Origin of the sequence: Lyngbya sp. PCC 8106 (assembly GCF_000169095.1) — a bacterium.
In the GTDB taxonomy this organism is placed as follows: domain Bacteria; phylum Cyanobacteriota; class Cyanobacteriia; order Cyanobacteriales; family Microcoleaceae; genus Capilliphycus.
Genome location: NZ_AAVU01000013.1, coordinates 1 through 12,325, shown reverse-complemented (window position 1 = coordinate 12,325; position 12,325 = coordinate 1). Strand labels below are relative to the sequence as shown.

At 44.2% G+C, this 12,325-nt stretch carries 10 protein-coding genes; 6 read left to right on the top strand and 4 right to left on the bottom strand.

Annotated features, from left to right (window positions below; genetic code table 11):
- Nucleotides 1–360: 360 nt before the first annotated feature.
- The 4 genes from L8106_RS34435 to apcB all read right to left on the bottom strand — a co-directional run bounded on the left by L8106_RS34435 (nt 361) and on the right by apcB (nt 4,653).
- On the bottom strand, nt 361–729 hold the full coding sequence (locus L8106_RS34435) for a zinc ribbon domain-containing protein (protein ID WP_039895998.1): 369 nt from the start codon (nt 727–729) through the stop codon (nt 361–363).
- Entirely contained in the window at nt 722–2,527 is a 1,806-nt protein-coding gene (gene ltrA / locus L8106_RS10620) for a group II intron reverse transcriptase/maturase (protein WP_009784286.1), read from the bottom strand. Before ltrA ends, L8106_RS34435 begins: the two co-directional genes overlap by 8 nt.
- A 584-nt stretch (nt 2,528–3,111) precedes the next feature.
- Nucleotides 3,112–3,873: a transposase gene (locus tag L8106_RS10615; protein ID WP_009784285.1), complete on the bottom strand. Its 762-nt coding sequence runs from the start codon at nt 3,871–3,873 to the stop codon at nt 3,112–3,114.
- 270 nt (nt 3,874–4,143) lie between these two features.
- Nucleotides 4,144–4,653: an allophycocyanin subunit beta gene (gene apcB, locus L8106_RS10610; RefSeq protein ID WP_009784284.1), complete on the bottom strand. Its 510-nt coding sequence runs from the start codon at nt 4,651–4,653 to the stop codon at nt 4,144–4,146.
- Between the two features lie 165 nt (nt 4,654–4,818).
- Here apcB and glnA point away from each other — a divergent pair, with 165 nt between their 5' ends.
- The 6 genes from glnA to L8106_RS10580 all read left to right on the top strand — a co-directional run bounded on the left by glnA (nt 4,819) and on the right by L8106_RS10580 (nt 12,064).
- Nucleotides 4,819–6,240 carry a type I glutamate--ammonia ligase gene (gene glnA, locus L8106_RS10605; RefSeq protein WP_009784283.1) on the top strand — a complete coding sequence of 474 codons (1,422 nt, stop codon included), beginning with the start codon at nt 4,819–4,821 and terminating at the stop codon, nt 6,238–6,240.
- 179 nt (nt 6,241–6,419) lie between these two features.
- Nucleotides 6,420–7,319: a ferritin-like domain-containing protein gene (locus tag L8106_RS10600; protein WP_009784282.1), complete on the top strand. Its 900-nt coding sequence runs from the start codon at nt 6,420–6,422 to the stop codon at nt 7,317–7,319.
- A 133-nt stretch (nt 7,320–7,452) separates the two neighbouring features.
- Nucleotides 7,453–7,920 carry a YbjN domain-containing protein gene (locus L8106_RS10595; protein WP_009784281.1) on the top strand — a complete coding sequence of 156 codons (468 nt, stop codon included), beginning with the start codon at nt 7,453–7,455 and terminating at the stop codon, nt 7,918–7,920.
- 60 nt (nt 7,921–7,980) lie between these two features.
- Nucleotides 7,981–8,763: a lipoate--protein ligase family protein gene (locus tag L8106_RS10590; protein WP_039895995.1), complete on the top strand. Its 783-nt coding sequence runs from the start codon at nt 7,981–7,983 to the stop codon at nt 8,761–8,763.
- A 439-nt stretch (nt 8,764–9,202) separates the two neighbouring features.
- Complete coding sequence (mnmE, locus tag L8106_RS10585) at nt 9,203–10,612, top strand: tRNA uridine-5-carboxymethylaminomethyl(34) synthesis GTPase MnmE (protein WP_009784279.1); 1,410 nt, start codon at nt 9,203–9,205, stop codon at nt 10,610–10,612.
- A 90-nt stretch (nt 10,613–10,702) separates the two neighbouring features.
- Nucleotides 10,703–12,064: a glycerol acyltransferase gene (locus L8106_RS10580; RefSeq protein WP_009784278.1), complete on the top strand. Its 1,362-nt coding sequence runs from the start codon at nt 10,703–10,705 to the stop codon at nt 12,062–12,064.
- Nucleotides 12,065–12,325 lie beyond the last annotated feature (261 nt).

Below are 12,325 nucleotides of genomic sequence, written 5' to 3'. Positions count from 1 at the left end.
TCATTGGTTTGAGCCTTTAGAGCGACACTCTCCACCGGGTTTATTACGGGATGCTTGGTTGGTCAAACGTGTAATTGCCAACCCCGCGATAGAATAAGGTTTGAGCCTTTTATTTCTACCAATCCTTGCCCTTTTTGGGACTCCCAGCGTAACAACCTAGTTTCGCTGGTTATCTCTCACGATGGTTCAACCATGTCTTTGCTTTCGCTACTCATGGACTCTTGCTTGGCAGGTGTCGGGTTAGGTTCCCTTCACTTTATGCCTTTCATCCCCGCTTCAGGCTTTGATGGCTAGTCGCAAACCTGGGGGAAGTGCTTTAACCGCAGCATCGACGGTGTGAGACTTGAGGGATTCTCTCACTCACATGACTATTAAGTTGTCATCTAATAGGGGGTTAAAGTGCGAACTCAACCCGAAGGTTACCCTATTAGAGCTTGGAATCCTCCCATTTCTGGGTTTCTCCAAAACGAATCGCACACAGGTTTGAGAAGTATAAGACGGGGGGATAGCTATCACTTTCACCCCTTCTTTAATCCCTTTGTATTCGAGGAAGGCTCTCAATTGATAAAAAGCCCAGGAGTTGGAACGCCTGCGTTCTGTTTTGTTTCTGGGTTTTTGGTTGGTTCTATTAAACTCAGCGAGTTTCTCACGAAACCCGCTGGTCTCCAAAACCGTGCGTAACAGTTTCCCGTTACACGGCTCCTCAGTGACATAGTGCTTGTCATGCATACCTCATTACCCATTTGTCCTCGACTTTTTCAAGTCTTTTGGTGGGTTTAGGCTTGGCACTATTGCAGCCATATTGTGTGCCGAGACTGCCGTCATTGGCTGTCTTTGTGTCGTGGCAATGTCTGTGAAGTAAATCCCAGTTATCATAAGAATCCTTTCCGCCCTTTGACTTGGGGATTCTGTGGTCGATTTCCATCACGTCTTCTTCGCGGAAGTATAGACCGCAGTGGGGACATTTTCCTTTTTGCCGTTTGAGTAGTTTAGCCACTCTAGTTGGCATTTCCGGGTTGTTTCCTATTCTTGTACTCCAGTAGACCATGTTTCCATCGTAGGGTGATGATTCGCCTTTGACTTTGACATGACGAACTATGGGCGTTTTGTCATGTTTTAAAAGTCGAATTGGGTTGTCACCCTTTCCTTTAACTGCGAATCTCCAATTATCACCTTCTATGGTTTGCCAGTATTTTCTGACTATCCATCCTCTGGATTTCTTAAGGTGACGGAATCTTGCCCAAGCTCTTAGTTTTTGGTACATTTGGTGGTCTTGTTCAGCGTAGCTTTTCTTGCTACATACTGTTGAGTAATAATTTGCCCAACCCCTGATAACAGGATTTAGTCTATTGATTAGCGCCGCTTGCGGAGCCGACTTATGAGCCTCAATTATTTTTGCCACTTGTTGATGGTGTACTTTTTGCTTATCCTTGCTTGGTGTGATGATTGTTTTAAAACCTAGCAACCTTTCCCCTTTTGTGGTTTTTCCCGACTGGTATTTACCTGCTGGGTATTGCCTTATATTGAATCCAAGGAATTCAAATCCTGGCTTTTCTCGCTCATATTGTATGAGAGTGTGAGCGATTCTTGTTTTACTAGGTTTTAGTTCCAAACCCATGCCTTTTAACCATTCAGAGACTGTTTCCCTGCATCTCAGGACTGTAGAGATATCTTCGTGGAGAATCACGAAGTCATCTGCATAGCGGATAACCTCTGGGGCTGAGAAGGTATAGTATTTTCCTTCTTTTCTGTAGCCCCTTCTGGGAAAGGCTTGTTTTATCCACTGTTCCAATCCATGTAGGGCGATATTTGCTAGTAGTGGGGAAATGACCCCGCCCTGTGGCGTACCCTCAGATGTATCGAAATACTGCCTGTTATCCATCACTCCCGCTTTTAACCATGCACGAACTTGTCGGCGGATGGTCGGAAATGTATTTAATTTGTTTAGCAGTGCTTCATGGTCGATTTTGTCGAAGCATTTGGCTATGTCGGCATCCAGTACATATTTGGATTTGTTATGAATGCTTAGGTATATTGCTGCGACTGCATCGTGGCATGAGCGTCCTGGTCTGAACCCGTATGAGTTAGGTTCAAATCGCGCTTCCCATTCTGGTTCTAACGCCAGCTTGACAAGTGCTTGCATGGCGCGGTCATTCATTGTAGGTATCCCTAAAGGTCGCTTCTCTTCCGTCCCAGGTTTGGGAATCCATACTCGCCTGGTTGGTCTAACCTTAGAACCCAGTTTTAGGTTGTTTACTAGATTCAGACGTGCTACTGGGGTTAGAGATTTAACTCCATCCACTCCTGCTGTCTTTTTACCAGTGTTATCCTGGGTTACTCTACGAACCGCTAATGATCTTGCTGACCAAGACTTCATCAACGTCTTTTGGAGTCTGCGAACTGCTTTTACATCACCACGTTGAGAGGCTCGATAGATTCTCTTTTGGAGCTTGTATACCCGACGTTCTAGCTTGCGCCAGTTAATCGAGCGCCATTCCACCGTAGTCTTTAAACTCGTTTTGGACATCTGTACTCACTACTTAAAACTCTATCTTCCATGTCACCGTGAGTCTGTTAGCATATCTCTGGCATTACCCAGAGCGTTAGCTTCTGACTCAATCTCACCAACCTGAGGCTTGCGGTTAGCACCTTCTTAACTAATCGACCTAGCTAAGAACCTTCAGGCGGTTACTTCGTTCCTGATAGTCATTGGTTGAATCTTTAGCATGATGCTATCTACCGGGTTTAGAGGAAGTGCTTATTGGTCGGCGAGAAAACCGCCAATTCCCCATTATCCTTGCCCTTTTGGGACTCCCAGCCTGTCAGCCTTATTTGGCTGGTTCGGTATCACGATAGTTCAATCGCATCTTCGTTATACTATGCATGGATTCTTGCTCGACGGTTGCCAGTTTTAGGCTACCAGCATTGCCGCCTTTCATCCCCGCTTCAGGTGTTGATGGCTAGTCGCAAACCTGGGGGATGTGCTTTTACCGCTGCACCTGCGGAGTGGGACTTTAGCTTTCTAGGTTACTTGCTATCACCCACATGACTATCAAGTTGTCAAGGTTCACCCTTGCGGCTAATCCCCCTAAGCCTTGTGAGGCTTGGTTTCTAGCCAACGAATCGCACCTCTCGAATTCCCGTCAAATCTTCCACGGCAACAATTGAGTCAGTGGCAATAGCTTCTCGAATGATTGAACTGGAAATGTTGTGGTTTAACCACGATTGATACCTTTTTTCCCGTCCCGATAGCCGTTTCAAAATCTCTCTCGCCCGACGGCGTGTAGATCTTGTGCCTTGAGACGCTTTTTTCTGTAATGATGTCCGAGTCCTGAAATACTTGTCTCGGATGCTGCTGATATCTTTTCCCGACCAAGAATTACCCGTCGAGGTAACGGCAATATCTCGCCTGCCAAAATCCACCCCAATTACATTTTTGGATTTTTTCAGCTTGGGCGCATCGGATTTTAGTTGGATATGGATATAAAAGTTGCCATCTCGATGCTTGCAGACCTGAGCGGAAGTGGATGGGCGTCCTTGAAGTTTTCCGATGTGGTAATTGCTAACCCTCATCGGAACTTTAATCCGTTTTTCTGTCGTGCTGAGGCTGACCAAATACCCTTCTTCAATAATCCGAAAGGTTCGGGCATCGCAGTCAAAACTTGTCGGTTTAAATTCCCTGACTTTTCTCCGTTTCCGTTTGGCAGTTAATCGATTTGCTGCGACCCTCGCGCACGCCCTAACTACATGATTGGCTGTCAATCCAAATTGGGACTTAACATCGCTGTAGCAGATTGCTTGGATGGAGTTTCTGTTGGTCAGATTTGAATTAACGTTGCCGTTGATCCAGTTGCAGGCATCAGCAAACGCCACCGCAGTTTTCTCGATTAATTGAGACTGCTCTGGGGTGGGTTGAAGGCGTACAACTAGCGTGATTGACTTGTTTCACGGCAACTCAAAACTCACATGATGATCTATTACCATACCGAAAATCGCTGTGCGGGTTTTCCTCCTCACACCAAATCAAAGATTATGGTGTGGGCTTCCAACCCGCCGGAATGGTGAAAAAAAACACCCCCCAATGATTGGGTATCAAATTTGCAATCAAAACCAGTGAAATCGAGTCAATTCTAGAAAAAATCTCTAGATATCTGTTTCTGATAACTCACGAATCAAGTGATCAAAAGGTCGATCAAGGTATTCACCTGTGGGAACTCCGGCTGCTGCGACTTGTTCACGAACCAGAGCGTTTAGAATACCAATTCCCACAACCGTCGGGCCAATGGGAACACTGAGAGAATTATAAGTTTCCCGTAATCCTTGTAAAACCCGTTCATCGAGAACATCGGTATCCCCTGCGACCATCGCATAGGTTGCATAGCGTAGATAATAATCCATATCACGCAAGCAAGCCGCATAACGGCGAGTCGTGTAGGCATTACCACCTGGACGAATCAGTTCAGGGAGTTCTTCAAATAATTGAGAACCTGCTTGTTTGACCAGTCCGGCTGCGTTACCATTAATCACGGCAGCAGCTTGCACCCGTGCGGTTCCCGTTTGAAAGTAGGATTTTAATTGATCAATGGCATCTCGGTCTAAATATCGTCCTGTCAAGTCGTAATTTTTAATCAGGCTCGTAACTGCGTCCCGCATGAAAATAATCTCCTTATCATATTCTTTCAATTATTCTGAGCCATGTCGTGTTATAGTGTAATGCTTGATACAAAACTTAATCAATCTGAGTCACTATGATCAACCAGATGCTTGGTTGAGAAGATCGCCTGAGCGCCTCAGATCGCAGACTATATGGAGGCTTATATGCCAGAAACATCGCAAGAAGTCTTGAGCATGATTCAAGACCAGAATATTAAAATGATCGACCTTAAGTTTATTGATATGCCAGGAATCTGGCAGCACTTAACGGTTTACCACGATCAGATTGACGAAAGTTCATTTACAGACGGCGTTCCTTTTGATGGTTCCAGTATTCGGGGATGGAAAGCGATCAACGAATCGGACATGATGATGACACTCGACCCCAAGACGGCTTGGATCGATCCCTTCATGGCTGAACCCACACTGAGTATCATTTGTAGCATCAAAGAACCCCGTACAGGCGAATGGTATAGTCGTTGTCCTCGGGTGATTGCTCAAAAGGCGATTGACTATCTCGAATCAACAGGGATCGGAAATACTGCTTTCTTTGGGCCAGAGGCAGAATTCTTTGTATTTGATGATGTTCGCTTTGATCAAACCCAAAGCTCTAGCTACTACTATGTTGACTCTATTGAGGGTCGTTGGAATTCAGGACGGGAAGAACCCGGCGGAAACTTAGGATACAAGCCCCGTTACAAAGAAGGCTATTTCCCCGTTTCTCCCACCGATACAATGCAGGATATGCGGACTGAAATGCTGCTGACCATGGCAGAATGTGGCGTTCCCATTGAAAAGCATCACCATGAAGTCGCCACTGGGGGTCAGAATGAGTTAGGTTTCCGTTTCGGCACTTTAATTGAAGCGGCTGATAACTTGATGATTTATAAATATGTCATTAAGAATGTTGCTAAAAAATATGGCAAAACCGTAACGTTTATGCCCAAACCTCTCTTTAATGACAACGGTTCGGGGATGCACTGTCACCAGTCTATCTGGAAAGACGGTCAGCCTCTATTTGGAGGGGACAAATACGCAGGTTTCAGTGAAATGGGCTTGCATTACATCGGCGGTATTCTCCGTCATGCTCCGGCGTTACTCGCTTTAACGAACCCGACAACCAACTCTTACAAGCGCTTGGTTCCGGGTTTTGAAGCTCCGGTAAACTTGGCTTATTCTCAGGGTAATCGTTCGGCTTCTGTGCGGATTCCCCTCTCGGGTGATAATCCCAAAGCCAAGCGCCTGGAATTCCGTTGTCCTGATGCGACAGCGAACCCCTACTTAGCGTTTGCGGCGATGCTATGTGCCGGGATAGATGGGATCAAAAACAAAATTGACCCCGGTGAACCCCTCGATGTAGACATCTACGACTTGTCTCCTGAGGAGTTAAGCAAGATTCCTTCAACTCCCGGTTCGTTGGAACTTGCCCTCGAAGCTTTGGAAAATGATCATGCGTTCTTAACGGAATCCGGCGTTTTCAGCGAAGACTTCATTGCCAACTGGATTTCCTACAAACTTGATAACGAGGTTAACCCCATGCGGTTACGTCCTCACCCCTATGAGTTTGCGCTCTACTATGATGTCTAACGTTTAGGCCAATTGAATCTTGAGATTTTACACGCCACCTTCTACGGGTGGCTCTTTTCGTGTTACTTCCTTGCAACTATCCCTCTCACCCGTTAGTTAGACGGCGCAATTATGAAGACTGCGTTACAATCTCAGAGGCTTTTTAATAAAACCTTTGATCCGCAATAATTGATAACGTTATGACTGTTGTTTATCCTCGAAAACTAAGTAACTCTCTGAGCGCCCGTGACATCATGCAACGGGTTGTACCAAATCGCGAAATTCACCTCATTACCCTCAACCGTTATCGATACAATGAGCAACACAGTTGCTTAGATCTGACCAATGTTATTGAAAAGCTCAACGGTCAGCCCCGTGAATTAGTTCGAGATTTATCCCACCATGTTTCTGACGAAGCCCGTCACGCAGTTTGGTTAACCGATCTGTTGTATGATTTAGGAGCCGATTTGGGTAAACCTCCCGGATCGTCTTATATTGATGAATTTGATCGACTCCTCGACCAAGAGCAGTATGACCCAGAGCAGAACTTGGAAGATGGAATAATTGCCGCCCTAGCTGCTATTAATGTTACTGAAAAGCGAGGATGTGAATATTTTTCCGCTCATATTTATGCCCTCAAACAAGCCCCCCAAACTGAGGAAAATATCAAAATTCGCGAAACCATTGAACGCATTTTTCCCGAAGAAGCGGGTCATGTTCGTTGGGGAAATCGTTGGCTTGCTCAAATGGCTCGTAAGAGTCCAGAACATCGCGAAAAGGTCGAACAAGCCCGACAAAAATATGCCGCCATTGAACAAGCTGCCTACGAGTCGGGAATGGATATTACCTTCGGTGCCGAATTGCGTCGAGTCAGCAAACTCGTTGATATTGCCAATACTCTACCCGTTTGGGAACGTCCCCAATATTTAATGCAGCGTTTACCCGAAACTTTGGTTGCTCCTCAGTTACAGTTAACTCGGTTGCAAGCCGCACAACGGGCTTGGGAACGCGATCCGAAAGTTTTTATGGAACAGTTTGTACCGATGTTCCTCAATGGCTTAAATCAGACTCAGAAAAAGCAAAAGCAAAAAGTGGGCTAGGCTTCTAGTCTGTTAGTCGAAAAGTTGGATTTTCTGGTGCGACTGGAAAACCGACTTTTGACAGGATGAAAACCATCGATTAGCGCGATACTATGGGTGCAGACACTCAATCTTTTCATCAGAGGAACTTGCGATGAGCAGTACAACGCCCCAAAATCTAGAGGCTATCTCCGAAGATTTAGAACCCGAGACAACGATCACCTATACTGAAGAAATTGAAACAGTGATTGTCGGTTTGGCAAAAGACCAGAAAGTGATGGTTGGTCAAAGCGATGCGGGTCATTTGTGGAAGTTTCAATATGGAAGTGCGGAAGTTTTTGTACAGTTAACCGGAGACACCGAAGATGATACCCTTACGGTTTGGTCGCCTGTCTTGCAACTTCCGGCTAAAAATGAAGCAACATTGATGCGAAAACTATTGGAGATGAATTGGTTATCCACCTATGAATCTCATTTTGCTATCAATAACCAACAAGTTATCGTTCTTTCTAACCGGACTCTGGCTGGAATTACTCCGGCTGAAATTTCTCGAATTATTACCGTGGTTGCAACAATCGCTGATGATAATGATGATGACTTACAAGCGGAATTTGGACAATAAAGCTGATTTCTGACCTCCCAACTTCTGCTATATCTCCCCAATTTCCCTCGCTTTGTTTCTATGTCCAATACCCCTTCAGTCTGGCGTTTTATCCCATTTCTTAAGGCTTCAGGACAGCAACAAATGGCGATTGATGCTTGGTTACTCGAACAACATCGTCAGGGTAAACATCCCCCCACATTACGGTTTTATACCTGGGAACCTGCTGCCATCTCTCTCGGTTATCATCAACGCCGTTGGCCAGAATCTTGGCAAAACTTAACGTGGCTCGGACAATCTGTAGAATTAGTGCGCCGTCCTAGCGGGGGAAGGGCGGTACTCCATCAAGGGGATTTAACTTATGCGGTGGTGACTTCTGGACTCTCTGAGCGGCGTCTGGAAGCCTATCAAACGGTTTGTCAGTTTTTGATTGAGGGGTGGGGTCAACTGGGGTTTAAACTTGATTACGGTTCAGCAGGGCGGGGCTACATTCACAACCCGAATTGTTTTGGAACAGCGACAGGCGCAGATTTAATTTTATCTGATGGTTCTAAGTTAATTGGTAGCGCTCAACTCCGACGGGATCATGCTATCTTACAACACGGTTCTATGCGGTTAGATCCTGATATTAAACTACATCAACAGGTGTTTGGAATGATAGCTTTGCCTTCTATTCTACAAGGGTTTAATCAAAACTATGATGGTGAATCAAACACTCTATTTTCTGATGTTCAAAATCTGGTAATCACTGCTTTAGTTCAAGCCGCTTGTCAATGTTTTCAAATCGAGTTAAAAACTGAACCTTTATCTAATCACGAATGGCAAGCGATTCAAGCGAACTCAGCCCAATTTTCTGTTTTGTAAATTAGAAGTTGCAAACCTCACGATTTTCTGCTAAACTACAGATGAAGATTGCCTGAATCAAAGCGCGAGAAATCTGCACAAGAAATAGGCAATAAGAGGGATATAATCAACTAATATCGTTCACTACCTCAGACTGTTCTGATCGAGGATTGCGCCTCGCCTTGGAGTGGTAAAGAGAAGGAAGCGATAAAAACTTCTCAACGAAATCAGCTTATTATTATTTGTACCGTCTTTTCACTTGTCAATTCGCTCTCCTTCGGTGAAAAGCAATGAGTCACAACAGCAAAACCCTCATCCGGTAAGCTTGTTATTCACATTTACTAATATATCAGTCAAACTTGAATAACTCCATCAATCTTTAGAGAGAAACTATTGTGATTGTTTGATCATTCATCTAGACAGGTAAGATAAAAGAACTCAGTTTGTTAAATGGCAACTCATGTCAGAAACCGGATCGGGCGGTGAAACAATTGTAGCGATCGCCACCGCTATTGTTCCTCAACAGGGAAGTATTGGCATTGTGCGCTTATCTGGCTCTCAAGCGATCGCGATCGCTAAATTGCTGTTTGCGGCACCCGGACGTCAACCCTGGGAAAGCCATCGCATCCTGTACGGCTATATTCGTCATCCTCAGACGCAACAGGTTGTCGATGAAGCCTTGCTATTGCTGATGCTTGCTCCTCGTTCCTACACTCGTGAAGATGTGGTTGAGTTTCATTGTCACGGGGGAATTATCGCCGTTCAGCAGGTGCTACAACTCTGTTTAGAAGCCGGAGCAAGACTGGCTCAACCGGGAGAGTTTACCCTACGGGCTTTTCTCAATGGACGGATTGACCTTACCCAAGCTGAAAGTATTGCGGAGTTAGTCGGTTCTCAGTCTCAAGCTGCGGCTCTTGCTGCGATCGCTGGATTACAAGGAAAACTGGCGACTCCGATCCGTCAATTGCGAGCGACTTGTTTGGATGTGTTAGCGGAAATTGAAGCCCGGATTGACTTCGAGGAAGACCTACCGCCACTAAACGTTCCCGAGATAGTATCACAAGTAAACCAGATTTCTGCGGAATTGTCAATCTTAATAGAAACTGCCGAAAAAGGTGAACGATTGAGAAGTGGATTGAAAGTCGCAATTGTGGGTCGTCCAAATGTGGGAAAATCAAGTTTATTAAATGCGTGGAGTCAGAGTGATCGCGCCATTGTAACAGACCTTCCCGGTACAACTCGGGATGTAGTAGAATCCCAATTAGTAGTTGGTGGAATTCCCGTACAAGTATTAGATACAGCCGGAATTCGCAACTCCGAAGATCAAGTCGAAAAAATTGGTATAGAGCGATCGCAAACGGCGGCAAAGTTAGCAGATTTAGTCTTATTAACCATAGATGCTGAAGCAGGTTGGACAGAAAGCGACGAAGAAATTTATCAACAAGTGCAACACCGTCCTTTGATTTTAATCCTTAACAAAATTGACCGAGTATCTGCCAACGAATTAGACGCAAAAGTTGAAGAAATTTTAGCAAAACTGAACCGCGAAAATTTATTAACAGTCAAAACCGCAGCTGCTTTAAATCAAGGAATTACCGAACTCGAAACTGCAATTTTAACCGCCATTAACGCCGGAAATCTCCAAGCCAAAAACCTAGATATTGCCATCAACCAACGTCAAGCATCTGTTATTACTCGGGCAAAAAAAGCCTTAGACCAAATGAAAATAACCATAGAAAATCAACTCCCTTTAGATTTTTGGACAATTGATCTGCGAGAAGCTATTCAAGCTTTAGGAGAAGTGACTGGAGAAGAAGTCACCGAATCTGTTTTAGATCGAATATTCAGTCGATTTTGTATTGGGAAGTAACCCCAGTCTTTTAGAAATAAATCTTCTATACAAAGGTACAACTCAGGAGTAGAGTTAAAATAATTTAAAATCATCAGGGAATTTTAAAAAATGTCCAACTCAATGATCAACGTACAACCACCCTTAGAATTTATCCCTCCCGACTTTCAACCTGGAGTTTTAAAACTCAGTCAATGGATTTTTCCGTGGTGGATTCGCTTCCAAACTCCCATTACCGAAATCCAAGCAGAAAACGTCGAACAATTAGTTGAACTATATCAACAATTCCAACAAGAAAAAGTTCGGTTTATGTTAGCCTTTCGTCATCCCAACCCCGATGATCCCTTACCGATTTCTCAGTTATTTTGGCGAAAAATTCCGCAACAGGCAAAAAAACAAGGAATATCTTTAAAACCTCCTGTTCATGCCCATTTCATGTATGATCGTGGTATTCCGTTATGGGCGGGAAACTATGTAACTTGGTTATTTCCAAAATTGGGCGGCACTTCAATATTACGAGGAAAACTTGACCGTCAAGGATTAAGATCAGCCCGAAATTTATTTGTAAATGGTCGCTTTCCCATCGCAGCCGCACCCGAAGGCGCAACAAATGGTTTAAATCACCAAGTTAGTCCGTTAGAACCTGGAATTGCTCAACTCGGTTTTTGGTGTGTCGAAGACTTGCAAAAAGCCCAACGGAGTGAAGAAGTCTTGATTATTCCATTGGGAATTCAATATCATTATATCAGAGATAATTGGCAAGCGATCGCCCAACTTTTGTTTGAAATGGAAACCGACTGTGGTTTAACGGCTTCTGATTCTAAACCGACACCCAGTTCACTTTATCCCCGTCTGATTAACTTAGGGAATTATTTGCTGGATTTGATGGAGAATTTTTATCGTCAATATTATCATCAACACATTCCTACAGATCAAACAGAAGAATTACCCTTCCGATTACAACGACTGTTAGATATTGCTTTACAAGTTGCAGAAAGTCACTTTGCGATTAAACCCAAAGGAACTTTAACTGAACGTTGTCGTCGGATTGAACAAACAGGATGGGATTGTATTTATCGAGAAGATATTAAAGATCTGGAAGCTTTGTCACCCGTTGAACGAGGATTAGCCCGTCGAGTTGCAGAAGAAGCCAGTCTGCGAATGTGGCATATGAGATTAGTGGAGAGTTTTGTCGCCGTGAGTGGGAAATATGTTCAGGAAAATCCCACCTTTGACCGTTTTGCAGAAATTACGATTATCGTTTGGACGATGATCACTCGACTCAAAGGCGGAAACCCCAGTCAAACTCCATATTTAGGAAAGCGACGAGTACAAATGGTCGTGGGAAAACCGATTTCGATCTCTCAACGATGGTCTGATTATAAAGTAAGTCGCCGTCAAGCCGTGGAAAATTTGACTCAAACATTACAAGCATCTTTAGAAAAGATGAGTCAACCTGAGTCGAAGCCTTAGACAATAAGCAAATATACTTATTTGTTGAAACGGGACTCCGAAGATTTTGGGGATGGATCAATTATTTTGTTCATCTCTAGCTTCGGTTTGTACGGATGTACCTACGTGTAGGTGTAAAAAATAATACTTTGACACCTCCGAATATCTACTGCTTTTTACGGGGTATTATGATCAAAAAAATTTATAGCTTCAGTGTTTTCAACAACTGATTAAAAAATATAAAACGCTTTCTGTACAGTAGTTACACGTAAAAATTGATTA

Excerpts from the sequence above, each read along its gene's own strand:
- L8106_RS10580 (WP_009784278.1), top strand. The coding sequence starts at position 10,703 with ATGTCCAACTCAATGATCAACGTACAACCACCCTTAGAATTTATCCCT.
- mnmE (WP_009784279.1), top strand. The coding sequence starts at position 9,203 with ATGTCAGAAACCGGATCGGGCGGTGAAACAATTGTAGCGATCGCCACC.
- ltrA (WP_009784286.1), bottom strand. The coding sequence starts at position 2,527 with ATGTCCAAAACGAGTTTAAAGACTACGGTGGAATGGCGCTCGATTAAC.
- L8106_RS10595 (WP_009784281.1), top strand. The coding sequence starts at position 7,453 with ATGAGCAGTACAACGCCCCAAAATCTAGAGGCTATCTCCGAAGATTTA.
- L8106_RS34435 (WP_039895998.1), bottom strand. The coding sequence starts at position 729 with ATGCATGACAAGCACTATGTCACTGAGGAGCCGTGTAACGGGAAACTG.
- glnA (WP_009784283.1), top strand. The coding sequence starts at position 4,819 with ATGCCAGAAACATCGCAAGAAGTCTTGAGCATGATTCAAGACCAGAAT.
- L8106_RS10590 (WP_039895995.1), top strand. The coding sequence starts at position 7,981 with ATGTCCAATACCCCTTCAGTCTGGCGTTTTATCCCATTTCTTAAGGCT.
- apcB (WP_009784284.1), bottom strand. The coding sequence starts at position 4,653 with ATGCGGGACGCAGTTACGAGCCTGATTAAAAATTACGACTTGACAGGA.
- L8106_RS10600 (WP_009784282.1), top strand. The coding sequence starts at position 6,420 with ATGACTGTTGTTTATCCTCGAAAACTAAGTAACTCTCTGAGCGCCCGT.